Raw genomic sequence first — 22,674 nt, 5'->3', positions numbered from 1 at the left:
CATCCGAGTCCAAGAGACCCTGCAGCACCGCCAGCCGCACATCGGTTGAGTTGAACAGGTAGTCGATGGGAATGAACCCAGGTATCAACCGTCCCAACGAGGCAACAAGTTCCTCATCAGTCGTCGCGAAACTCGGTGTCGTCGTACACGTCACACAGCCGTCACCGAGCAAGAGACCGAGGGCGTACGGATCGAGGGGCACCGGACGTGCGGCAAAGCGCACCGGGCTGCTCAACAGCGGTAACTCGTAGCGGTGGTAGTGCGCCGCGCGGAGGTTACCGATCATCTCCTTGGTCTGCAGCACGCGCGCAGGCTTGCCGCGCAACCTGTCCGCACGCGTGTACACCGACCAGAGATGGTCACCCGAAGCAAGGGTTGAGGACCCGTCCTGGGTGTAGACCCGGTAGATCTCCTTGAAGCCCTGCGGATAGACGCCCAAAACTTCCGTCGGACGCCCATCGGAACCGATAACGAATTCACCGACTTGTAGTTCACCGATCGGCCGGAAACCATTGGGAGTCAATACCTTTGTGAATACCGGTTGCGCCCGACCCCGCATGTATGCCAACGGCGCAACCTCAATTACGCCGGCGGACATCAACTTTGGGATCAGTTCGGCGTCCATCATGTCGTACAGCGCGTCATACAGCGGCCGCAGGTAGGGATCGATCTTTTCACTCAGCGTGCCCGGCAAAAAGCCAAGGCGCTCACCGGCTTCCACCGCGGGGCGCGTCAAGATGATCCGGCTCACCCGCTTGGTCTGCAGCGCATGGACGGCCTTGGCCATGGCCAGATACGTCTTCCCGGTGCCGGCCGGGCCCACCCCGAAGACGATCGTGTTGGCGTCGATGGCGTCGACGTAGCGCTTCTGATTGAGCGTCTTGGGTCGGATCGTGTGACCCCGGCGCGACAGGATATCCAGGGTGAGCACCTCGGCCGGTGACTCATTGCCGGTGCCTACCAGCATCGCGACGCTGTGGCGCACCACCTCCGGTGTCATCGGCTGGCCGCTGCCCACAATGGCGACCAGCTCGGAGATCACCCGCTCCGCCAGCGCGACGTCGGCCGGCTCGCCGGAGATGGTGACGGCATTGCCACGCACATGCAGGTAGGCATTCAGAATGCGTTCGAGAGCGCGCAGGTTTTCGTCTGCAGAACCGAGCAGGCCCACGACGAGATCGGGCGGAACATCGATGCTGCTGCGAACCTGGGCGTCAGCAGCGCTAGTTTCGCGGGGCGTCACGTGGTTGTCGATGCCTGCCTTCTGATGTTCGATGGATTCTGGATTGTCAGTCTAGCGCTGGTCAGGGGCCTGTCCCAACGGTTCGCCTCGGCATGGATACCCGCATTCCGTCGCGGCATCCCAGCGCGGGGTGAGCACCCCCAGCGCGCCCAGCGCCACTGCGGCCGCCGTCGACGTCCGCAGCACCTGGGGACCGAGCCGGACGGGAACCGCGCCCGCATCGGTCAATGCGGCCAGCTCGTCCGGCGCGATGCCGCCTTCCGGACCGACCAGCAACAACAACGAATCAACATGTGCCACGCGGGTATCCGCAATCCCGTCGGTCGCCGACTCGTGCAAAGCCAACGCCAAAGCCCCGGCCGCCGCTTCCTCTCGCACACGCTCGACCAGCGTCGCAGTGGATACCACGCCCTCGACTGGCGGGATATACGCCCGTCGCGATTGCCGGGCCGCCGAGCGGGCGACGGCGCGCCACCGGCGCAGGCCCTTGTCCACCCGGGCGCCTTCCCAGCTGGCCACGCAGCGGGCGGCCTGCCACGCCAGGAACGCGTCGGCGCCGGCCTCGGTGGCCAATTCGACGGCCAACTCGGAGCGCTCGGACTTCGGCAGCGCTTGCACCACCGTCACCGCCGGGCGCCCCGGCGCCACGGTCCAGCGCTCCAACACCCGCGCGTGCAATCCATCGCGCCCGGCGCGCTCGACCTCACAGCCGGCGAGCCCGCCAGAGCCGTCCCCGAGCACCAGGCGCTCCCCGGCCCGGATGCGGCGCACCGTGGCGGCGTGAAAACCTTCGTCGCCCTCGACGACGGCGAGCGCACCCGCATCGGGCAGTGCGTCTACGTAGAAGAGCGTCGCCACCATCTGCGCGGCACCTGAAGCAATCAGCGCCCGGTGAAGGTCTCGCGAAGCCGACTGAACAGTCCGCCGCCGGCGTGCGTCGAACGGACCTCTGGCGCATCCCGGCTGCGGCGCTCTTTAAGCTGCCGCAGCAATTCGGCGTCGTGGTGGTCGAGCCTGGTGGGCACCAACACTTCGACGTGGACATGCAGATCACCGCGCACGCCCGACCGCAGGTGCGGCATCCCGTGGCCACGCAGTGTGATGACCGAACCGGGCTGCGTGCCGGGCGGAATGGTGATCTCGCTCTTGCCGTCCAGGATGGCATCGACCGAGATGGTGGCGCCCAGCGCCGCATCGACCATCGGCACGGAAACCGTGCAGTGCAAGTCGTCGCCCTCGCGCACGAAGATGTCGTGGGCCTGCTCATGCACCTCGACGTAGAGGTCGCCGGCCGGCCCGCCCCCGGGCCCGACCTCACCCTGCGCGGCGAGGCGGACGCGCATGCCCTCGGCGACGCCGGCCGGAATCTTCACGCTGATCTCGCGGCGGGCCCGCACCCGACCGTCGCCCATGCACTGGTGGCACGGGTCGGGGATCACGGTTCCAACGCCCCGGCAGGTGGGGCACGGCCGCGAGGTGACCATCTGACCCAGCAGCGAGCGCTGCACGGTCTGCACCTCGCCGCGCCCGCCACAGGTATCGCACGGGACCGGCACCGAGTCGCCGTTGGTGCCCTTGCCCTGGCATCGGTCGCACAACACCGCGGTGTCGACGGTGACCTGCTTGGTTACGCCGGTCGCGCACTCCTCGAGATCCAGCCGCATCCGCAGCAGGGAGTCCGATCCGGGCCGAACTCGACCGATGGGACCGCGTGACGTCCCGGCTCCGCTGAAACCGCCGCCGAAGAAGGCCTCGAACACATCGCCCAGACCGCCGAAGCCGCCGAACCCGGCGGCCGATGCGGCTGCGTTTTCCAACGGATCCCCGCCCAAGTCGACGATCCGGCGTTTCTCCGGGTCGCTCAGCACCTCGTACGCCGCGCTGATTTCCTTGAACTTCGCCTGCGCGGCCTCATCGGGATTGACGTCGGGATGCAACTCGCGCGCCAGCTTGCGGTATGCGCGCTTGATGTCCCCATCGCTGGCGTTTCTGCTCACTCCGAGCAGCCCGTAATAATCGCGTGCCACGCCCTGACCTTCCCTGACCTCTTTAAGGCCGCGTTACGTCCCCAGGGTGCGCAGTCATCGGGCACCCAGAACTTCGCCGATATAAAGAGCAACCGCAGCCACGCTGGCGATAGTTCCCGGATAGTCCATCCGAGTGGGCCCCAGCACACCCATCCCGCCGTACACGGTATCGAAAGTGCCGTAGGCGGTGGACACCATCGAGGTGCCCGCCATCTGTTCGGAGGCCGTCTCGTGCCCGATGCGGACCGTCACCTTGCCGGCCTCCTGTTGAGCCGCCAGCAACCTCAGCACCACCACCTGCTCTTCAAGGGCCTCCAAGATCGACCGCAGGGAACCCCCGAAATCCGCGGCATTGCGGGTCAAATTGGCGGTCCCGCCCATCAGCAGGCGTTCCTCGGTGTGCTCCACCAACGACTCGAGCAATATCGTCGCGGAACGGCCCACGGCGTCGCTCAGGCTGGTCGCCAGGCCGCTGCGCCCGTACAGTTCCCCGGCGAGGTCGGCAACGGCGGTGGACGCCGCGCCAAGCTTCTTGCCCACCAGCGCCTGACCAAGGATCTCCCGCAACTGGGAGAGTTGATGGTCGTCGATGACGTCGCCGAGTTCGACGATCCGCTGGTCCACGCGCCCGGAATCGGTGATGACGACCATCAGCAGCCGGGCCGGTGTCAGGCCGATCACTTCCAGGTGCCGAACGGTCGACGTCGACAATGTCGGATACTGCACCACCGCCACCTGACGGGTCAGTTGTGCCAGCAGTCGCACCGCGCGCCGCAGCACATCGTCGAGGTCGACACCCGACTCCAAAAAGCTTTGAATTGCCGTCCGCTCCGCCGTCGACAGCGGCTTGACATCGGCGAGCCGGTCAACGAATTCGCGGTAGCCCTTCTCGGTGGGCACGCGTCCGGAGCTGGTGTGTGGCTGGGCGATGTAGCCCTCCGCCTCCAGCACGGCCATGTCGTTGCGGATGGTGGCGGGCGACACGCCCAGGTTGTGGCGCTCGACCAGGGTCTTGGAGCCGATCGGTTCCTTGGTGGCCACGAAATCGGCGACGATGGCCCGCAGCACCTCGAAGCGACGCTCGTCGGCACTCGCCATACCGCCCCCACCTCCTTGATCGCGTCCATTTTAAAGTGTGCCGGGGTACTAATCTGTCCAGCATGTACTCGTCGGGCCGAGGCGACTCCCCCCGCACGTCCGAGACGGCGCGCCGATGATTTTCAAGGGCGTGCGCGAGGGCAAGCCTTATCCCGATCACGGTCTGTCCTACAAGGACTGGTCGCAGATACCGCCCCAGCAGATCCGGCTCGACGAGTTGGTCACGACAACGACCGTGCTGGCGCTGGACCGGTTGCTGTCCGAGGACTCCACCTTCTACGGCGACCTCTTCCCGCACGCCGTGCGGTGGAGGGGGATCACCTATCTCGAGGACGGCCTGCACCGGGCGGTGCGCGCCGCGCTGCGGAATCGCACGGTGTTGCACGCCAGGGTGTTCGACATGGATATGCCGTTGAGCCAGCAGACGTAGCTCGCTCGGGCGCTGCGGTCACGTTTGAGGCCCGCCGGGTGTCGACGTAGTAAAGGACCACGTTCGAGGAGGACCGCATGCCTCGCCTTCAAGGAGTCTCCGACCACGATGCCGGCCCGGGCGCCAAGATCGCCTTCTTTTTCACCCGGCGCAAGCTGGCGAAGATGACCGGCCTCCGGACCGCCGGGATGCTCGAACCGCTGCGGATGTATGCGCACATCCCCCGGTTGCTGAACGCATACGGTCGGCTCGAGCAGGCCGAGTCGAAATTGGACATCCTCAGCCCGCGCCACCGCGCGCTGGCCGAGCTGAAGGCGGCGACCACGGTCGGCTGCGAGTACTGCATCGACCTGGGTTCGCAGATCGCCCGCCAGTGGGGATTCACCGACGAAGAACTGCTGGCGCTGTCGAAAGACCAGGCCGGTTACCGGAACGCGTCATGCTTCTCCGAGCTCGACAAGCTGATCCTGGACTACGCCACCGCCATCAGCCTCACCCCGGTCGAGGTGAGTGACCAGCTCTTCGATGCGCTGCGTGCCCACTTCGACACACCCCAGCTCGTCGGGCTCACCCACGTCATCACGCTGGGCAACCTGCGCGCCCGGTTCAATATCGCACTCGACATCCGATCGTCCGGATTTTCCGGCAACCGGGTCTGCGCTCTGCCCAGAACCGGTCGCGCGTGACGACGCGAGATGAACTGCTCTCCAAGCGCTTCGACGTTGCGCGGCCCCGGCTGGCTGCGATCGCCTACCGCATGCTGGGCTCGGTCGACGATGCCCAAGACGCAGTGCAGGAAGCGTGGCTGCGGCTGAGCCGCACCGATTGCCAGATCGCCAACCTCGACGCCTGGCTGACCAGCGTGGTGGCCCGCATCTGCCTCAACATCTTGCGCGACCGTCATGGACGCGGCCGGGAGGAGCTGGTCGGGCAGCTGCCCGATCCGATCGTCGATGCCGAGGGGGAATTCGATCCCGAACACCGCGCGATGCTGGCGGACGCCGTTGGGCTGGCGCTGTTCGTGGTGCTGAATACGCTGCCACCAGATGAGCGGCTGGCCTTCGTACTGCACGATGTGTTCGCCGTCCCCTTCGACGAGATCGCTCCCCTCGTCGACCGCACTCCGGCCGCGACGCGCAAGCTGGCCAGCCGGGCACGCCGGCGCATCGAACAGGCCGATCCTGTCCCCGACCGCAACTACGTCGCCCAGCGAGAAGCCGTCGACGCATTTTTCGCCGCGGGCCGAGCGGGCGACTTCGATCGACTGGTGTCGGTGCTGCAACCCGACGTCGTGTTGCGCGGTGAGCTGGGTCGGGGTGCCGCTGGATTCCGCGCCGACGGCGCGTCCGCTGTCGCCAGGGTGGCCCGAAGCTTCGCGGGACCCGAGCGAGAGGTGCGTAATGCGACCATCAATGGTGCGGCGGGCGCGGTGATCTTCGTCGCCGACCGGGCAAGCGCGATCATGGGATTCGTCGTCCGCCGCGGGCGCATCGCTGCGATCGACGTGCTGGCCGACCCCGAGCGCATCGCGCGGATCGACCTGAGTGCGGTGGCTGGTTAGCCCGCCCCGCCCCGCCGATGCGCTTCTGGGCCGGCGAGTCAGTGTCCGGCGGCCTGCAACAATTCCATCGCCGATGCCCGCGACAAGACCCACCCGCCCTGGTTGACGAACGTGACGTTCTGCGTCACCGGGTTGGGAAGCTTGGGACCCGACACCGCCACGTCGGCCGTGGCCGAACCGGGCGCAGCCGGTTGGACGTTCGTGATGTTGAACGCCAACGGCAGATCGCCGTTCTTGGCGGCCTTCTTCAGCTGGCGGTCGGCCATGTGCGCTTCCATTCCGCTGATGCCGCCCTCGACCATGTTGCCCTTGTCCGCGAACGAAACGCTCGGGTCGGCCAGGCTGTTCAGCAGGGTGGTCAGCTGAGCGACCGTCGGGACGTCGGCACCGGGTGCGGGAGCGGGCGGCGGATTCAGCGGCAGCGCCGGTCCGGACGGCGCCCCGACCGCGGAAAGTCGCACAGCGGTAGGGCCGCTGAAAGTCGCGATTGATGTCGCGACTGCGGCAGCGCCTCCGATGGCGGCGAACGCCGCCACGGCGACGGCAACGGATTTGACGGTTCTCATGGTGTCCCCCCACTTCCAGGTATGGATGATGTCACTGTGCCTTCTGTGGCTATTGTTTCGCGTTGCGAGGCGATCACGTTACGAGCACGGGCCAGGCCGGCAGGGCATGGCAGGTTTTCGCCGGCTGGAAGGAAGGCGCGACCGGGTCGGGGCCGCCGCGGTATTCGGCCGGCCGCTCGCATTCAGGTGTCTTCGGGGTCCGCCTCGCGCGCTTCGGGATCCCAGGTTTTCGGCAGCATCGGCATTCTCGGCCCGCCGCCGAACTCGTCACCGGAGAGGCTGGCCAAGCCAGTGGCCCGGGCCGTGTCTCTCGATGCCGTGCCGGCGAACCCCAGGGTTCCCGCGCCGAGATCGGAGGCCACGGCGGACGGGACTGATTCCCTATCGCCCGGCGTGCCCCACTCGGGATCGACCTCGACATCCATATCGAGGAATTCATCGCCGTAGTCGCGCTGCTTTGCGCGCCGGCGCCGCCGCGCCCGGGCCTGATCCCGCGCGGCCGCCACGGCCGCCGCAACGGCGGCATCCGGCTGCTGCGCCTTCCTTTTGGCCGAGGAGCTCGCGCTGGCGCTCAGCCCGGAGCCGAACCCAATGCCTGGAGGCCCCACCGCGTAGGGAGGGAAGAATCCCGCCCCGCCCGCGGCCGGCGGCGCGGGCGGCGGCGCGGCACTGGCGCCAGCGCTCGCCGTCGGGGCAGGAGCCGGGGCCGGCCCGGGCGCGGGGGCCGCCGCAGGGGCTGCGGCGGTCGACGCAACGACGGTCGGAGCCATTCCGGCGGTCGGCAATTCGGCGGGCGCAGCCGCGACGGGTGCCAGCGCCGGCGCGACGGCGGGTGTCTGCAGCGCGGTCAGTTCGCTCAACCCGGCCAGCCCCGCGAGGCCGCCCGCAGCCCCCGCGGTAGCGGCGGCCGGGATGAACGGGGAAAACACGCTGTAGGCGATGGAAGGGAAATCGTCGGGGCTCAGAACCAGCAGGAACGGATTCGTCACCAGCAACAACGGATTCGCCAGGAATTTGTCGATGATGTTTTGCACAAACCCCACGGGGTCGGTCAGCAACTCAAAAAGGTGGTCCTGTCCGAACCCGAAGTACAGGTCGGACAGCAGGGGGAACTGATTCACGAAGGACTCGACGATCCCCTGGGTGTAGCCCACCGGATCCTGCAGGAAGGCGGAGAAGCTGAAATTTTGAATCACGTTGAGCAACGACGACACCACGTCGTACGGGTTCAAGGTTGACGCGTCTTGGACAACCCGCCGGACGGTCTCGATGCCGCTGGTCAACGAGTCGCGCCAGATCGAGAACGGGTTGGCGATCGCCGGCGCAGGGGTGGCCTGTGGCGCCGACGCCACGGCCGTGCCGGAGACCGCTTCATAGCCGCTCATCGTGGTGGCGGCTTGGATCCACATCCGCATGTAGTCAGCCTCGTTGAGCGCAATCGGGATCGTGTTGACCCCGAAGAAATTGGTCGCCACCAGCACCCCGTGCACGATGTGGTTGGTGGCCAGCTCGGCCAGGGTGGGCATGGCCGCCAGTGCGGCCGAGTAGGCCGCTGCAGCGGCCTCGTGCTGGGCGGCCGCAGCGGCACTGTTGACGCCGGCCTGCATCAACCACGCCAGATATGGCACATGCGCGGCCGCATAGGCCTCGGCGCTTGGTCCCTGCCATGCCCCCGCTTGAACGTCGGCCAGCACCGCGGCGAGCTGCTCGGCCACCGCCGTGTATTCGGTGCTCAACGAGTTCCATGCCCCCGCCGCCGCGAGCAAGGGCCCCGGCCCCGGGCCGCTGCTGAGCAACGCCGAATGCACCTCGGGCGGTGCGGCCATCCAGACGGGCGCCGTCATAAGCCGCGGCCCGTTCGATGCGGCGTCGCCCCGTCACCGATCGCGCGTGTGGCGGCCGACTCGTCGACCCCGGCCCCGGCCGATAGCATGCGGATTTCGCAATTGCCCACGCCTTGCGAACCCCCGTCCCCGACCTCTCGTTACCCGGCTGAAGTTAGCATTGGTTAACCTAACTTGTCGAGGACGCCCAGCCGCACCGGCGGCCGCGGGCACAGACGCCGGCTAGCGCAAGGAGGGTACGGGGGCCGCGCTCCCGGCAGGTTCCGGGCTAAGCAAGGAGCGCGGCACCGCCGCGGAAGTCGGGCACATCTGCGGCTGGCGCCACGCTCGCGACGTCTGTACCCGTACCAAGCAGCCCTAAACCGCAACTGTGCGCGCGTGCTGCCGGCCGCCGTGCCGCGCTTCCGCACTGTCCGGCCGACCACACATCGGCAGTGGCGAAGAAACCGTTTGGGAGGCCCGATTTGTCGCCCGCTACCGTCCGCTGAGGGTCAGGGTCCCCGCTGTGCTGAGCACCTTGCTGGCCGTGATCTTTTCGGTCTTGCGGGCCTCGCGTTCGAGGTAGCGTTGTTTGGACTCGTCGAACTTGTCGCTCGCCACTTCGAGCTCTTTGATCAGCACGGCGAGGTCGTCGCGCATGCGCGCGGCCTCGCCGGTGAAGTCTTCGCGCTCAAAGATGCGCCACTTTCGCAGCACCGGCATGACAACCTCGTTGAGATGTATGCGCGGGTCGTAGACGCCCCCGACCGCGATGATGACGGCCTTGCGCCGAAACTCCGGCACAGTGAATCCAGGCATCTTGAAGTTGCGCAGGATCTTGTGCACCGATTGCATCGCCTGATTGGGCGCAATGTCCAGCCCGGCGGCGCTGACGTCCCGGTAGAAGATCATGTGCAGGTTTTCGTCGTGCGACACCCTGGCCATCAACTGCTCTGCGAGCGTGTCATCGCAGGCCTTGCCCGTGTTGCGGTGCGCGACGCGGGTTGCCAGCTCCTGGAAGGATACGTACATGACCGAATCGAAGAGGCTGTCAGCAAACATATCGCCCTGATGATTCTGGCCCGGACTGAAGCCACGCGTCATTTGCTCCATGCGCAGCTTCTCCAGCTCGACCGGATCGACCGCGCGGGTCACCACCAGGTAGTCGCGCAGCGCCGTGCTGTGTCGGTTCTCCTCGGCGGTCCACCGATTCACCCACTGCCCCCAGGGACCGTCCATGGTGAAGTTCATCGCGATCTCACGGTGATACGAGGGCAAGTTGTCCTCTGTCAGCAGGTTCTGCACCATCGCGACCAGCGCCACGTCGGACAGCCGGCTTTGACCGGGCTCCCAGTCGCGGCCGTCCAGAGCGTAGAAGTTCTTGCCCTCGGACCACGGGACGTAGTCGTGGGGATTCCATTCCTTGAACATCGACAAGTGGCGGTTCAGTAAGCGCTCGACCACAGGCTCCAGCTCATGGAGTAGCTGCAGATTGGTCAGGTCCTTGGACACCAAGTCCTCCCAGTTATGTGTTTCTGTCAGTAACGGCAATGTATCTGTGTCGTGCGGTTACATCAAGGTGACATGCGGAACACTCCCGAACTAGGGCCGAAAGTCCCTACGCCCGCCGGGGAGCTCCCCCAGGGGCGCCACTCCAGTGGCGTCGAGAGGGTTAAAAGCTGCCTGCAAACCGCATTTGTGAACGGCCGAAGATTGCTCGTCCGGGACCGGGACATAACGATGGCGCGGCCGCTTACGAACGCAACCTCACCGCAATCCCCGTCGTTTAACATGTTCGACACATGAAGGCGTCGCGCGGTCATCTACAGCCACGCCGAAACTAACAGCGAACCGTCAGAAAAGTCACAGCGAATTCACGCTTGTCGCACCTTATGCGTCCCTACCAGCACCGCTATGACCTCTGCCTTTGACGCAAAACACCAATTGCGGCGCGTCCACGTTAAGCGTGGGTTTCCACGGCGTTCTTTGAGTGGCGGCCCCGCAGCGGCGCGGTTAGATTCTTGCACGATCATCGGGGTGGCCGTGCCCTGCCGCGTGCGGACGATGCTTCCCCCGATCACCTAATCGCTCACGAGAGGCAACAAATGCTGCAGGAGTTCTGGCACAACTTCACCCACAACCTATTCAAGCCGCTGCTGTTGTTTTTCTACTTTGGGTTCCTGATTCCCATTCTGAAGGTGCGATTCGAGTTTCCCTACGTCATCTATCAGGGCCTGACGATGTACCTGCTACTGGCGATCGGCTGGCACGGTGGCGAAGAGCTTGCCAAGATCAACACCGGCATCTGGGTCATCGTCGGCTTCATGGTGCTGGGCTTCATCCTGAACTTCCTGATCGGGGCTATCGCCTACGCGCTCATGAGTTGGCTGACTTCCCTGAGAAGGGTCGACCGGGCCACGGTCGCCGGCTATTACGGATCGGATTCGGCGGGGACATTTGCCACCTGCGTGGCATTTCTGGGCGCCGTCAACATCGCCTTCAACGCCTACATGCCCGTCATGCTGGCCGTCATGGAGATTCCGGGCTGCCTGGTGGCGCTGTACTTTGTGGCGCTGCTGCGGCACCGGAACATGGACGCGGCAGGGAACATGCCCGACGAGCCCGGGTACACCCCGCCTCTTAAAGCCGCCGTCGGGCCCGGCGCGGCGGCGAAGCCGCAGCATGGCCAGAGCCTCGAGGCCGAGCGCGAACGAGGAATCGAGCAGGAGCTGGAGCTCTCGATGGAAAAGCTCGACCATCCGGACTGGGAACCCGACCAGAACCCACCCCGCCCGAAGGGTAAGCGGGGGATGCCCATGTTCTCCCGGGAGCTCCTGCAGGAAGTGTTCCTCAACCCGGGCCTGGTCCTCCTCATCGGCGGCATCACCATCGGGCTCATCAGCGGCCTGCAGGGACAAAAGGTCGTTGCGGACGACGACAAGTTTTTCGTCATGGCCTTCCAGGGCGTGCTGTGCCTATTCCTGCTCGAGATGGGGATGACGGCCTCGCGCAAACTGCGGGATCTGCGGACGGCCGGGCCGGGCTTCATCCTCTTCGCCTTGCTGGCGCCCAATATCTTCGCGCCGCTGGGGATTATCGTCGCCCACATGTACTCATCGGCCACTCACGCCGACTTCAAGCCGGGAACCTACATCCTGTTCGCGGTGCTGTGCGGCGCGGCGTCTTACATCGCCGTTCCAGCCGTCCAGCGGCTGGCCATCCCGGAGGCGAGCCCGACCCTGCCGCTAGCCGCGTCGCTCGGTCTCACGTTTTCGTACAACGTGACGATCGGAATCCCCTTGTACATCGAGATCAACCGATTGGTCTCGCACTGGTTCTAGCGTTGTGAGGCGGACGAAACCCCGCCGAAATGACGTTAGCCCGCCGGGGTCGGTGTTCCGATCGCGGCGGGCTCGCCGGTGCGCGAGCGTCGGTCAGCACTCACGAAACACATTGGAATGCAGACTTATTCGCGGTTATCTCCCGAAACGACTGCGCTATCCAAACCGCGCCGTCGAGATGCGACGCCGGCCAACGAGCGTCCGAAAATCAGTGCCCAGCGCCTCGCCGGTGGGTCGGAGCTTGTCAGAGTTCTGTTGTGAGCTGTTCGTAATCTGTTAATTGTTCGTAAAGACGGTGTAGCTCCGTTGACGGAGATCGTGTGAGTCCCCAGGCTTTCCGTGTGAATCCCCAACCGCTGCTGATGCGTGCTTGCACCGCGCACCAATTGCTCGCACCCTCATCGCCGGACCGAACAGCGAGGCCCCGATGGTTTCCAAGCTGAATCCACGCCCGTCTCGAGCCGGCGTCGAGCGGGCCTCGCGCGCGCCAGACACTCTCCCCACTCGGACCGAGAAGCCCCGCAATGGCCTTGCGGGACTTAAACATTGGCGTTATGACCTGCGCTCGGGTTTCGCGGTGGCCATGATCTCGCTCCCGTTCTCGATGGGCATCGCGATCACCTCCGGGGCGCCGCCGATCTGCGGGATCCTGTCGGCGATCATCGCGGGTTTCGTCCTGCCGTTCCTCGGCGGCTCCTATGTGACCATCAGCGGCCCCGCCGCGGGGCTGGCGCCGGCCCTGTTCGCCGGCATCGTCGCACTGGGACACGTCCGCCTGGGCCACGGCGCCTCGCAATCCGAGGTGCTCGCCGTGGGATATCCGTTGGTCTTGGTGGCCATCGCCATCGTGGGTGTACTGCAGGTCATCCTTGCCAAGTTGAAGGTCGCCCGGTTCAGCGCGATCTTCCCGGCCGCGGCCATCCAGGGAATGCTGGCCGCGATCGGCCTGATGATCATCGCCAAGCAAATCCCACTCTTCATGGGCGTGAAGTTCGAGGCCCACGATTTCTGGGCGATCCTCGGCGAAGTGCCCCGCCACATCGCGTCGATGAACCACGAGGTGTTCGTCCTCGGAATTGGTTGCCTGGCAGTGCTTTTCCTGCTCGCCATCTTTCCCGGCCGGCTGCTGAAGGTCGTCCCCCCTCCCGTGTGGGTGTTCATCGTCGGCACGGTCGTCAGCACATTCATCCTGAAGTTGGATAAGCGTTACCTGATCAACGTGCCGGGTTCGCTCAAGCACGGCATCGTCTTCCCCCACTTCGGTGCTGCGTTCGCCCACCCCGAACTGCTACTCCCCCTCGTCTACGTGGTACTCACCCTGCTCTTGATCGACGGGACCGAGTCCCTGGCGACCATCACGGCCGTGGACAAGATCGATGTCTACCGCCGTCGGTCCGACCCCGACCGGACCTTGCTTGCCATGGGCGTCTCCAATGTCGCCTCGAGCGTGCTGGGTGGCTTGACGATCATCCCCGGCATCGTCAAGAGCACGGCGAATATCTTGGGGGGCGGGCGAACCCAGTGGGCCAACTTCTACAACGCTTGCTTCCTGCTGACGTTCCTGCTGCTCGGTCGCGAGCTGATCAACATGGTTCCGCTGACCGTCCTGGCCGCCATTCTCGTGTTCATCGGATACAAGCTGTGTAAGCCCTCGGTGTGGCGCAACGTCGCACGGGTGGGAACCGAGCAGTTCATCGTCTTCGCGGCGACAGTGCTCGTGACCGTGACGACGGATCTCCTCATGGGCATCCTCGCCGGCGTCGTCCTGGAGTTGCTATTGAACCTGTGGTACGTGGGCCTTTGGCACAACCTGAGGTGCGGCTCGGAACTCGCCGGGCCGAACCTGGTGGCCCGCTTCCTCAGTCTCTTCCGTAATCCGGTGTCCCAGCGCCGGTTCGACGACAGAACCTACCACCTGTATTTGGATGGACCCCTGGTATGTTTCAACTTGTTCCACGTGCTTCGGGAGCTGGGGCAACTTCCGCACGATACCCAGGCAGTGCATCTCCACCTGAGCTCCCGGGTGCCGCTGGTCGATCACACGACGGGTGAGTCCCTCGGTCATTTCCTGGAAGAATTCAGCGGCCAAGATCAGAGCCCGAGACTGGTGATTGAGGGGTGGGACAACATGCGCCCGTTGTCCAAGCACGAGACGAGCACGCGTATCGCCCTGGCCAGCGTAGGCGAGTTGGGGGCCCCACAACCAACGGACTGACGCACTACCCCAGCAGCGTGCGCACCACAGCATCGGCCAGCAGCCTGCCCCGCGGCGTGAGGACCAGCCTGTCGCCCTCGCGCGCGAGCAAACCATCAGCCACCACGTCGCCGGCGCGTTCGCGCTCCGCATCGTCCAATCGGTCCAGCGAAAGGCCTTGTCGCAGGCGGATTCTCAACATCACGTCTTCGGTGTGCAGCGCAGCGGAGTCGAGCTGCTCGAAACCGGATACCGGCAGCCCGCCGCCGGTCAGCAACCCGGCATAGGCGTTGGGGTGCTTGACATTCCACCAGCGGGTAGCGCCGACGTAGCTGTGCGCCCCCGGCCCCGCACCCCACCACTGGCCGCCGTCCCAGTAGCCGAGGTTGTGCCGGCACTCACCACCCGGTCGGCACCAGTTGGACACCTCGTACCAGCTCAGCCCGGCATCGGACAGCATGGCGTCGACCAACTCGTAGCGGTGGGCCAGCACGTCATCGTCGGGAGCGGCCAGTTCGCCCCGCCGGACTCGCCGCGCCAGCGCCGTGCCCTCCTCCACGACCAGGGCGTACGCGGACACGTGGTCGACGCCGGTGTCGACCGCGGTCTCGACGGAGCGCAAAAGATCGTCGTCGGACTCCCCCGGCGTTCCGTAGATCAGGTCGAGGCTAACGTGCTCGAAGCCCTCTCCTAACGCCTCGCGGGCAGCGGCTGCGGACCGGTTCGGCGTGTGCACGCGATCGAGGACCCCGAGCACCCGCGGTGACACCGATTGCATGCCCAGCGACACCCGCGTGTAGCCCGCCTGGCGAATCGTCGAAAAGAAGTCCGGCCATGCGGACTCCGGGTTGGCCTCGGTGGTGATCTCCGCCTCCGGAGCGAGCTCAAAGTGTGCCCGCACCATGCCCAGCAGCCTGGCCACGCGCTTGCCGCCCAGCAGCGACGGCGTCCCTCCGCCGACAAACACCGTGTTGACCGTCGACCCGTCCAACCGCGCGGCCGCCAGTTCGAGCTCGATGCCCAGCGCGTCCAGCCAGGCATCCGGGTTCACACCACCCAGTTCGGCCGGCGTGTAGGTGTTGAAGTCGCAGTACCCGCAGCGTGTGATGCAGAACGGGACATGCACGTACAACCCGAACGGCCGCCCAGGTACCGGCCGCACGGTGGGCAGCTCGGCCGATGCCTCGCTAACGGTCATGTTCAAATGATGGCATGACCAATCACCCGGGGACCGGGCCGTCGTCTTAATCGCCGCAGTTCTAATCACCGTGAGAGCAAATCCGGCCTGGTGACGTCGCCTGCGCCGATCCATGGCACAATGGGCCCCGTGATCGCCGCCCATTCCCCCTGGCGCCTCGCGCTGGTGATGCGGCGGCATATCGATCTCAAGCGCGTCTGCAGTTGTTGCTGTCGGCCTTGATGTCGTAGACCCGCCCACCTGTACGTTCAGCTGGCTGTCGGATCTGCGCCGCCGAAATAAAACCGGTGAGTCATACGTCCTTGCCTGCAACGTCCGCGAAGGAGAAGCCCCGAATGACGACAGCCCGTCCCGCCGGGTCCCAAAACAAGGCCCGCAGCGAAGGACAGTGGGCGCTGGGAGATCGCCAACCGCTCAACCCGAACGAAGAAATGAAGCAGGCCGGCGCGCCGCTCGAAGTGCGTCAACGCATCGAAGACGTGTACGCCAAGTCCGGATTCAACAGCATCGACAAATCGGACCTGCGGGGCCGATTCCGGTGGTGGGGGCTTTACACCCAGCGCGAGCAGGGCTACGACGGGTCGTTCACCGGCGACGAGAACGCCGACCTGCTCGAGGCGAAATACTTCATGATGCGGGTGCGCTGCGACGGCGGCGCACTTTCGACCGTCGCGCTGCGCACGCTGGGCCAGCTCTCGACCGAGTTCGCGCGAGACACCGCCGACATCTCCGACCGACAAAACCTGCAGATGCACTGGATCGAGGTGGAGAACGTCCCCGAAATCTGGCGGCGGCTCGACGAGGTCGAATTGCAGACCGCCGAGGCGTGCGGCGACTGCCCGCGTGTCATCCTCGGCTCACCGTTGGCCGGCGAGTCGCTCGACGAGGTGCTCGACCCCACATGGGCGATCCAAGAGATCGTTCGCCGCTACATCGGCAAACCCGACTTCGCCGACCTGCCACGCAAATACAAGACCGCCATCTCTGGCCTGCAGGACGTCGCCCATGAGATCAACGACATCGCGTTCATTGGCGTCAATCACCCCCAGCACGGCCCCGGCCTGGACCTGTGGGTCGGCGGTGGCTTGTCCACCAACCCGATGCTGGCCCAGCGGGTCGGCGCCTGGGTCCCGCTGAACGAGGTACCCGAGGTGTGGGCGGCGGTGACCTCGGTGTTCCGCGACTACGGCTACCGGCGGCTGCGGTCCAAGGCGCGGCTGAAGTTTTTGATCAAGGACTGGGGCATCGAGAAATTCCGGGAGGTCCTCGAAACGGAGTACCTCAAGCGTCCCCTGATCGACGGTCCGGCCCCCGAGCCGGTCAAGCATCCGATCGATCACATCGGGGTGCAACGGCTCAAGAACGGGCTCAACGCGGTTGGGGTTTCCCCGATAGCCGGACGAGTGTCCGGCACCATCCTCACCGCGGTGGCCGACCTGGCCCAGCGGGCCGGTTCGGACCGAATCCGATTCACCCCGTACCAGAAGCTGGTCATGCTCGACGTCCCCGACGACAAGCTCGACGATCTGATCTCCGGCGTCGAGGCGCTCGGGTTGCGAACCCGCCCGTCCCATTGGCGCCGAAATCTCATGGCATGCACCGGGATCGAATTCTGCAAGTTGTCGTTCGCCGAAACCAGGGGCAGGGCACAAGAATTGGTGCCCGAACTGGAGCGTCGACTCGAGGACATCAACGCTCGGCTGGACGTGCCCATCACCGTCAACATCAACGGCTGCCCGAATTCATGTGCGCGGATTCAGGTCGCCGACATCGGGTTCAAGGGCCAGATGGTCGACGATGGTCATGGCGGTTCCGTCGAGGGGTTCCAGGTGCACCTGGGTGGCAGCCTCGGACTGGACAGCGGCTTCGGCCGAAAGCTGCGGCAGCACAAGGTAACCAGCGACGAGCTGGGCGACTACATCGAACGAGTGGTGCGCAATTTCGTCAAACACCGGGCCGAGGGTGAGCGCTTCGCGCAGTGGGTTCTACGCGCCGAGGAAGGAGACCTGCGTTGAGCGGCGAACCGAAACAACGGACGGAAGCCGAACTGCGTGAGCTGGCCGCCCGTGGCGCGGCGGAACTCGAGGGCGCCAGCGCCATCGAACTGCTCCGCTGGGCCGACGAGAACTTCGGCGGGGTCAACGGGCCGCGCGGGTGGGCGACCTGCAATTACGTCGTGGCCTCCAACATGCAGGACGCCGTGCTGGTCGACTTGGCCGCCAAGGTGCGCCCGGGCGTGCCGGTGGTCTTCCTGGACACCGGTTACCACTTCGTGGAAACCATCGGCACCCGGGACGCGATCGAATCGGTCTACGACATCCGCGTCCTCAATGTGACCCCGGAGCACACGGTAGCCGAGCAGGACAAGCTGCTGGGCAAGGACCTGTTTGCCCGTGACCCCGGTGAGTGCTGCCGGTTGCGCAAGGTCGCACCGCTGGGCAAGGCGCTGCGCGGCTACTCCGCCTGGGTGACCGGACTGCGCCGGGTGGAGGCCCCCACTCGCGCCAACGCCGCGCTGATCAGCTTCGACGAGGCGTTCAAGCTGGTGAAGATCAACCCACTGGCGGCCTGGACCGACCAGGACATGCAGGACTACATTGCCGAGCACGACGTGCTGGTCAATCCCCTTGTGTACGAAGGGTATCCGTCGATCGGCTGCGCTCCCTGCACGGCCAAACCGATCGAGGGCGCCGACCTCCGAAGCGGCCGCTGGCAGGGACTGGCCAAGACGGAATGCGGGTTGCACGCGTCGTGACGACACTCGTGCTGACCGCCCACGGGAGCAGGGACGCGCGGTCGGCGGCCAACGCGCGGACCGTCGTTGATCGGGTCTCGCAGATGCGCCCCAGCCTGGACGTGCGGCTGGCTTTCTGCGAGCTCAACATGCCCAACCTGGTCGATGTGCTCACCGGCCTGCCGGGCTCGGCCGGCGAAGCGGTGGTCACCCCGTTGCTGCTGGCGAACGCCTACCACGCCCGCGTCGACATCCCGCGCCAAATAGCGGAGTCCGGTGCCGCCCAGCGGGGCATCGACGTGCGGCAGGCGGAGGTGCTCGGTGAGGATCGACGGCTGGTCTCGCTGTTGCGTCGACGGGTCCTGGAGCTGGGTTCCTCCCAGCTCGACGACCGGCTCGGCGTGCTCGTGGTCGCGATCGGGTCATCGGACCCGAAGGCCAACGCCCGCACCGAGCGAATTGCGCCCGAGCTGACCGCGGGCACCCAATGGGCGTGTGCGACGACCGCGTTCGTGACAGGTCCGGAACCTTCGCTCGCCGCGGCCGCCGACGCCTTACACCGGCGAGGTGCCCGCCGGGTGGTCATCGCGCCCTGGTTCCTGGCGCCGGGCCGGCTGCCTGACCGAGTGCGGCGTTTCGCGCACGACGGGGGGATCCAGATGGCGGAACCGCTCGGAGCACACCGGCTGGTGGCGGAGACGGCGCTGGACCGCTTCGATTCCGCGCGCAGATCAGGAGTCCGGCCGTTGGCGGCCTGATCGAGCAGTCTGTCAACTGGACAGCTGGCGAAACTGCCTCATCATCTCTGCCAGCTGCTCGTCAGTCAGCTCCGGGTTGAGCCGGCGCAGTATTGCTTCGATCTGCTCCATGCGCTCGCGCTTTTCGCGCTCGAGCACCTTGTGGGACGTGTCATGGGCGGCCATGACGACCTCCTCGTGCCGCGAGTCCCGGCCGCGAAGGGCCTGGACAAACCCATTCACTCGGCCCCGGACGCCTGCGTCCCGCCGAACCGATTGAACAACGATGACGCTACACCTGAGGGTCGTGCCCGTAAAGGCAATCGGGTTTTGCTGGCCGTCGTCGTCACCGGCATCTTGCTGCGCTGCGGCGAGGCCCTGCAAGGAACGAACTTGCCGGGTCGAAAGACCCGCGGCCACGCTCATTTCGCAAGGTGGAAAGCCGCGACTTCGACGCGTGGTGACGGCTGGCGGCATGAGCTGGACGAAGGCCACAACCAAAGCCCGGCGCGGCCCCTGCGCCGCATGCGCCGCTTGCCGGCATTTCAAATCCGTTTCACCACAACATATTATCCGCAGACGGCAGCGTCAGCGACGCTCCGGAAACGCACGAGCTGTACAGCGGTCGCCGTGGTGAGCCGCTTACGCTCGCTCGCTGACGAGCTGAAGTCCGACGGCATTGCCGCCTGATTCGCCGCGGTGATCCGCTACACTTCGTGTCTTGAACACGCCTTTGCGAATTCGGGTCTCGCTCGCCGTGCTGATGCTCGCACTGGCGGGATGTACCGCCGACCATGTTGCTGCGCCCCGTCCCGCCGGCCCATGCGACATCGTGAGTAATGGCACGCCCGTGCCCAACACGTCGTCGGTGTCGGCCGCCCCTTCGCCGAGGAATACTGCCAAGAACCCCGAGGTCGCGATCGGCTACCGCAGCGGCATGACAGCCGTGCGGACGGCCCACTACGCGGTGGCCACGGCCAATCCACTGTCGACGCAGGCGGCCTGCCGGGTATTGCGTGACGGGGGCACGGCCGCCGACGCGATGGTGGTTGCGCAGACGGTGCTTGGTTTGGTCGAACCGCAATCCTCGGGGCTCGGCGGTGGCGGATTCGCGGTCTATTTCGACGCGCGCGCCGGGACGGTGCAGGCCTACGACGGACGCGAGGTCGCCCCCGCGGGGGCAGGCGAGAATTACCTTCGCTGGATCAACGACGCCGATCACGCTGCACCCAGACCCGATGCCCGGGCCTCGGGACGGTCGATCGGAGTTCCGGGGATTGTGCGGATGCTCCAGCTCGTGCACGATGATCACGGTCGCACGCCTTGGCGTGACCTGTTCGCTCCGGCGATCGCTCTGGCCGACAACGGTTTCGATATCAGCGCGCGGATGGCCGCAGCTATCGCGGACTCGGCGACGCAATTGAGCGGCGACCCACAAGCCCGCGGCTACTTCCTCAATCCCGATGGCAGCCCCAGGGCGGCGGGGGCGCACCTGGTCGCCCCCGCGTATTCAAAGACCTTGTCCACCATCGCATCCGCAGGCGCCGACGCCTTCTACACCGGCGATATCGCGCACGACATCGTCGCGGACGCGGGCGATGCCTCCGGTGGCCGCACGCCCAGCCTGATGACTAAGGAGGACCTGGCGGGCTACCTGGCCAAGCGACGCGAGGCGGTGTGCACGTCGTATCGCGGCCGGCAGATCTGTGGCATGCCCACGCCATCGTCGGGTGGCGTCGCGGTGGCAGCCACGCTCGGAATCCTCGAGCATTTCCCGATGGGTGACTACCCACCCACGAACGTCGACCTCAACGGCGGTCGCCCGAGCGTGCTGGGTGTGCACCTGATTTCGGAGGCCGAGCGGCTGGCCTACGCCGACCGGGACAAGTATGTCGCCGACGCCGATTTCGTCGCGCCGCCGGGCGGCTCCCTGGCCGCGCTGCTAGACCCGGGTTACCTGTCCGGGCGCGCCGCGCTGATCACGCCGCAGCGCAGCATGGGGACCGCAAAGCCGGGAGACTTCGGCATGCCCGGGGACGTCGCACCAGCCGGCGCCGAGCATGGCACCAGCCACATCAGCATCATCGACTCGTACGGCGATGCGGCGTCGTTCACGACGACGGTCGAGTCGCCGTTCGGCTCTTTTCATATGGTGGATGGATTCGTCCTGAACAACCAGCTCACCGATTTCGCCGCCGAGCCCCGCGCGGCCGACGGATCGTTGGTGGCCAACCGGATTCAGCCCGGGAAACGACCGCGAAGCTCCATGTCTCCCACGCTGGTGTTCGAGTCATCGCCCGCTGGCCGAGGGGCGCTGTACGCGGTGACCGGCTCGCCCGGCGGTTCCACGATCATTCAGTTCGTCGTGAAAACGCTTGTGGCGATGCTGGACTGGGGGCTTAACCCGCAGCAGGCGGTGTCCCTGGTGGATTTCGGCGCCGACAACTCACCGCACACCAATGTCGGCGGTGAGGATCCGGAAATCAACGCGGCCGACAACGGCGACCACGACCCGCTGGTGCAGGGCCTGCGCGCACTGGGGCATCAGGTCAACCTGACCGCCCAGTCCAGCGGGCTCTCGGCGATAACTCGCAGCCCGCCGGCGTGGATCGGGGGCGCCGACCCGCGCCGCGACGGTCTGGTGATGGGCGACATCCCTTGACGCGGGCCTCCGCATGACTCAAGCGGACGTCAGCGTGTCCTGATCTTCGTCGGCGCCGGCCCTCCCCCGGGGAACCGCTGCGTCGTTCGGAATAGGCGGCACCCGAGTTGCGCGCACGTACACCGTGTCGCCGTCCCGCAAGGCCAGCGCCTCGGCGTCACCGCGCGTGATCTGCGCGGTGAACGGGCTGCCGGTCGCGGCGCTGGTCAACTCCACGCGCACTTCAAACCCCAGCGCCACCACCCGATCGACCGTCGCACGCACGACGCCGATCGAGTCCGCGGTGCCGTCCCCACCGGCGACCGCCATGTCCGGTTTGCGACCGACCCGGATGTCGTGCGGGCGGACGAGGGCGCCGTTCAGCTCGGACACCGCACCCAAGAAGGACATCACGAACGTGCTGGCCGGGGTGTCGTAAACCTCGGTCGGGGATCCGACCTGCTCGATGCGGCCCTTGTTGAGCACTGCGATCCGGTCGGCCACATCCAGTGCCTCCTGCTGGTCGTGGGTGACCAGCACCGTGGTGACATGCACCTCGTCGTGCAGGCGACGAAGCCAGGCCCGCAGGTCTTCGCGGACCTTGGCGTCCAGCGCTCCGAAGGGCTCGTCGAGCAGCAGCACTTCCGGGTCGACGGCCAGGGCACGGGCCAGCGCCATCCGCTGACGCTGCCCGCCGGAGAGCTGGTTGGGGTATCGCGATTGAAATCCGCTCAGTCCCACCACTTCCAGGAGGTTGTCGACCTTCTCCTTGATCTCCGTCTTGGGCCGCTTGCGGATCTTCAATCCGTATGCCACGTTGTCGCGAACTGTCAGGTGCTTGAACGCCGCATAGTGTTGGAATACGAATCCGATCCCGCGGCGTTGCGGCGGCACCCGGGTGACATCGCGGCCGTTGATCGTGATGGTCCCGCTATCGGGCTGATCCAGCCCGGCGATGGCCCGCAACAACGTCGACTTGCCCGAACCGCTCGGGCCCAGCAGCGCCGTGAGCGAGCCGGTGGGGACGACGAAGTCGACATGGTCGAGGGCGACGAAGTCGCCGTAGTGCTTGTACGCGTCC

Annotated in this window: 20 protein-coding genes and 1 pseudogene; 11 read left to right on the top strand and 10 right to left on the bottom strand. The window is 66.1% G+C overall.

Annotated elements, in window-relative coordinates; all coding sequences use genetic code 11:
* Window positions 1–547: 547 nt before the first annotated feature.
* The 4 genes and pseudogenes from JO059_RS14775 to hrcA form a co-directional block, all read right to left on the bottom strand.
* Window positions 548–1,255: pseudogene (locus tag JO059_RS14775) on the bottom strand (PhoH family protein); the annotation flags it as partial.
* 39 nt (window positions 1,256–1,294) lie between these two features.
* The gene (locus JO059_RS14770; RefSeq protein WP_293319934.1) at window positions 1,295–2,104 is read right to left on the bottom strand and encodes a 16S rRNA (uracil(1498)-N(3))-methyltransferase; all 810 of its coding nucleotides are present in this window, start codon (window positions 2,102–2,104) and stop codon (window positions 1,295–1,297) included.
* A gap of 20 nt (window positions 2,105–2,124) precedes the next feature.
* A complete protein-coding gene (gene dnaJ / locus JO059_RS14765) occupies window positions 2,125–3,270 on the bottom strand; it encodes a molecular chaperone DnaJ (RefSeq protein ID WP_293319932.1) in 1,146 nt (381 codons plus the stop codon).
* A 54-nt stretch (window positions 3,271–3,324) separates the two neighbouring features.
* Window positions 3,325–4,368, bottom strand: a complete 1,044-nt coding sequence (gene hrcA, locus JO059_RS14760; protein WP_293319930.1) for a heat-inducible transcriptional repressor HrcA — start codon at window positions 4,366–4,368, stop codon at window positions 3,325–3,327.
* Between the two features lie 115 nt (window positions 4,369–4,483).
* Here hrcA and JO059_RS14755 point away from each other — a divergent pair, with 115 nt between their 5' ends.
* The 3 genes from JO059_RS14755 to JO059_RS14745 all read left to right on the top strand — a co-directional run bounded on the left by JO059_RS14755 (window position 4,484) and on the right by JO059_RS14745 (window position 6,359).
* Window positions 4,484–4,798: a type II toxin-antitoxin system VapB family antitoxin gene (locus JO059_RS14755; protein WP_293319928.1), complete on the top strand. Its 315-nt coding sequence runs from the start codon at window positions 4,484–4,486 to the stop codon at window positions 4,796–4,798.
* A gap of 77 nt (window positions 4,799–4,875) precedes the next feature.
* The gene (locus tag JO059_RS14750) at window positions 4,876–5,484 is read left to right on the top strand and encodes a carboxymuconolactone decarboxylase family protein (RefSeq protein ID WP_293319926.1); all 609 of its coding nucleotides are present in this window, start codon (window positions 4,876–4,878) and stop codon (window positions 5,482–5,484) included.
* The gene (locus tag JO059_RS14745) at window positions 5,481–6,359 is read left to right on the top strand and encodes a sigma-70 family RNA polymerase sigma factor (protein ID WP_293319924.1); all 879 of its coding nucleotides are present in this window, start codon (window positions 5,481–5,483) and stop codon (window positions 6,357–6,359) included. The genes JO059_RS14750 and JO059_RS14745 overlap by 4 nt, the downstream gene beginning before the upstream one ends.
* Window positions 6,360–6,397: 38 nt before the next feature.
* Here JO059_RS14745 and JO059_RS14740 read toward each other — a convergent pair whose 3' ends face one another.
* The 3 genes from JO059_RS14740 to JO059_RS14730 all read right to left on the bottom strand — a co-directional run bounded on the left by JO059_RS14740 (window position 6,398) and on the right by JO059_RS14730 (window position 10,260).
* The gene (locus tag JO059_RS14740; protein ID WP_293319922.1) at window positions 6,398–6,925 is read right to left on the bottom strand and encodes a hypothetical protein; all 528 of its coding nucleotides are present in this window, start codon (window positions 6,923–6,925) and stop codon (window positions 6,398–6,400) included.
* A gap of 182 nt (window positions 6,926–7,107) precedes the next feature.
* Entirely contained in the window at window positions 7,108–8,769 is a 1,662-nt protein-coding gene (locus tag JO059_RS14735) for a PPE family protein (protein ID WP_293319920.1), read from the bottom strand.
* A 474-nt stretch (window positions 8,770–9,243) separates the two neighbouring features.
* Entirely contained in the window at window positions 9,244–10,260 is a 1,017-nt protein-coding gene (locus JO059_RS14730) for an acyl-ACP desaturase (RefSeq protein ID WP_293319938.1), read from the bottom strand.
* Between the two features lie 593 nt (window positions 10,261–10,853).
* Here JO059_RS14730 and JO059_RS14725 point away from each other — a divergent pair.
* Window positions 10,854–12,089 carry a sodium-dependent bicarbonate transport family permease gene (locus tag JO059_RS14725; RefSeq protein ID WP_293319918.1) on the top strand — a complete coding sequence of 412 codons (1,236 nt, stop codon included), beginning with the start codon at window positions 10,854–10,856 and terminating at the stop codon, window positions 12,087–12,089.
* Between the two features lie 427 nt (window positions 12,090–12,516).
* Window positions 12,517–14,304, top strand: a complete 1,788-nt coding sequence (locus JO059_RS14720) for a SulP family inorganic anion transporter (protein ID WP_293319916.1) — start codon at window positions 12,517–12,519, stop codon at window positions 14,302–14,304.
* A gap of 4 nt (window positions 14,305–14,308) precedes the next feature.
* On the opposite strand, the gene hemW is transcribed toward JO059_RS14720, so the two are convergent.
* Window positions 14,309–15,481, bottom strand: coding sequence for a radical SAM family heme chaperone HemW (gene hemW, locus JO059_RS14715; RefSeq protein WP_293319914.1), 1,173 nt, complete (start codon window positions 15,479–15,481; stop codon window positions 14,309–14,311).
* A 120-nt stretch (window positions 15,482–15,601) separates the two neighbouring features.
* Between hemW and JO059_RS22965 the strand changes: the two genes are divergently transcribed.
* From JO059_RS22965 to JO059_RS14700, 4 genes are all read left to right on the top strand, one after another.
* Entirely contained in the window at window positions 15,602–15,703 is a 102-nt protein-coding gene (locus JO059_RS22965; protein WP_366516213.1) for an Ms4527A family Cys-rich leader peptide, read from the top strand.
* Window positions 15,704–15,816: 113 nt separating this feature from the next.
* On the top strand, window positions 15,817–17,496 hold the full coding sequence (locus JO059_RS14710) for a nitrite/sulfite reductase (protein ID WP_293319912.1): 1,680 nt from the start codon (window positions 15,817–15,819) through the stop codon (window positions 17,494–17,496).
* The gene (locus JO059_RS14705; RefSeq protein WP_293319910.1) at window positions 17,493–18,236 is read left to right on the top strand and encodes a phosphoadenylyl-sulfate reductase; all 744 of its coding nucleotides are present in this window, start codon (window positions 17,493–17,495) and stop codon (window positions 18,234–18,236) included. The genes JO059_RS14710 and JO059_RS14705 overlap by 4 nt, the downstream gene beginning before the upstream one ends.
* A complete protein-coding gene (locus JO059_RS14700; protein ID WP_293319908.1) occupies window positions 18,215–18,973 on the top strand; it encodes a sirohydrochlorin chelatase in 759 nt (252 codons plus the stop codon). Before JO059_RS14705 ends, JO059_RS14700 begins: the two co-directional genes overlap by 22 nt.
* Before the next feature lie 12 nt (window positions 18,974–18,985).
* On the opposite strand, the gene JO059_RS14695 is transcribed toward JO059_RS14700, so the two are convergent.
* On the bottom strand, window positions 18,986–19,138 hold the full coding sequence (locus JO059_RS14695; RefSeq protein ID WP_293319906.1) for a hypothetical protein: 153 nt from the start codon (window positions 19,136–19,138) through the stop codon (window positions 18,986–18,988).
* Between JO059_RS14695 and JO059_RS14690 the strand changes: the two genes are divergently transcribed.
* Together JO059_RS14690 and JO059_RS14685 are read left to right on the top strand one after the other, a co-directional pair.
* Complete coding sequence (locus tag JO059_RS14690) at window positions 19,127–19,642, top strand: hypothetical protein (protein WP_293319904.1); 516 nt, start codon at window positions 19,127–19,129, stop codon at window positions 19,640–19,642. The genes JO059_RS14695 and JO059_RS14690 overlap by 12 nt on opposite strands.
* Before the next feature lie 73 nt (window positions 19,643–19,715).
* The gene (locus JO059_RS14685) at window positions 19,716–21,614 is read left to right on the top strand and encodes a gamma-glutamyltransferase family protein (RefSeq protein WP_293319936.1); all 1,899 of its coding nucleotides are present in this window, start codon (window positions 19,716–19,718) and stop codon (window positions 21,612–21,614) included.
* Window positions 21,615–21,632: 18 nt separating this feature from the next.
* Here the strand turns inward: JO059_RS14685 and JO059_RS14680 are convergent.
* On the bottom strand, window positions 21,633–22,674 hold a 1,042-nt coding region (locus JO059_RS14680), incomplete at its 5' end, for a TOBE-like domain-containing protein (protein ID WP_293319902.1).

This window comes from Mycobacterium sp., assembly GCF_019247615.1.
In the GTDB taxonomy this organism is placed as follows: Bacteria; Actinomycetota; Actinomycetes; order Mycobacteriales; family Mycobacteriaceae; genus Mycobacterium.
Note: the sequence above shows the minus strand (reverse complement) of the source record. Positions and strands in the feature narration are given on the sequence as shown.

What these genes read in the sequence shown, in the direction of transcription:
- JO059_RS14770 (WP_293319934.1), bottom strand. Translation starts at nt 2,104, where the DNA reads ATGGTGGCGACGCTCTTCTACGTAGACGCACTGCCCGATGCGGGTGCG.
- hrcA (WP_293319930.1), bottom strand. Translation starts at nt 4,368, where the DNA reads ATGGCGAGTGCCGACGAGCGTCGCTTCGAGGTGCTGCGGGCCATCGTC.
- JO059_RS14755 (WP_293319928.1), top strand. Translation starts at nt 4,484, where the DNA reads ATGATTTTCAAGGGCGTGCGCGAGGGCAAGCCTTATCCCGATCACGGT.
- JO059_RS14750 (WP_293319926.1), top strand. Translation starts at nt 4,876, where the DNA reads ATGCCTCGCCTTCAAGGAGTCTCCGACCACGATGCCGGCCCGGGCGCC.
- JO059_RS14740 (WP_293319922.1), bottom strand. Translation starts at nt 6,925, where the DNA reads ATGAGAACCGTCAAATCCGTTGCCGTCGCCGTGGCGGCGTTCGCCGCC.
- JO059_RS14735 (WP_293319920.1), bottom strand. Translation starts at nt 8,769, where the DNA reads ATGACGGCGCCCGTCTGGATGGCCGCACCGCCCGAGGTGCATTCGGCG.
- JO059_RS14725 (WP_293319918.1), top strand. Translation starts at nt 10,854, where the DNA reads ATGCTGCAGGAGTTCTGGCACAACTTCACCCACAACCTATTCAAGCCG.
- JO059_RS14720 (WP_293319916.1), top strand. Translation starts at nt 12,517, where the DNA reads ATGGTTTCCAAGCTGAATCCACGCCCGTCTCGAGCCGGCGTCGAGCGG.
- hemW (WP_293319914.1), bottom strand. Translation starts at nt 15,481, where the DNA reads ATGACCGTTAGCGAGGCATCGGCCGAGCTGCCCACCGTGCGGCCGGTA.
- JO059_RS22965 (WP_366516213.1), top strand. Translation starts at nt 15,602, where the DNA reads ATGGGCCCCGTGATCGCCGCCCATTCCCCCTGGCGCCTCGCGCTGGTG.
- JO059_RS14710 (WP_293319912.1), top strand. Translation starts at nt 15,817, where the DNA reads ATGACGACAGCCCGTCCCGCCGGGTCCCAAAACAAGGCCCGCAGCGAA.
- JO059_RS14700 (WP_293319908.1), top strand. Translation starts at nt 18,215, where the DNA reads ATGCGGGTTGCACGCGTCGTGACGACACTCGTGCTGACCGCCCACGGG.
- JO059_RS14690 (WP_293319904.1), top strand. Translation starts at nt 19,127, where the DNA reads ATGGGCGGCCATGACGACCTCCTCGTGCCGCGAGTCCCGGCCGCGAAG.
- JO059_RS14695 (WP_293319906.1), bottom strand. Translation starts at nt 19,138, where the DNA reads ATGGCCGCCCATGACACGTCCCACAAGGTGCTCGAGCGCGAAAAGCGC.
- JO059_RS14685 (WP_293319936.1), top strand. Translation starts at nt 19,716, where the DNA reads ATGCTCGCACTGGCGGGATGTACCGCCGACCATGTTGCTGCGCCCCGT.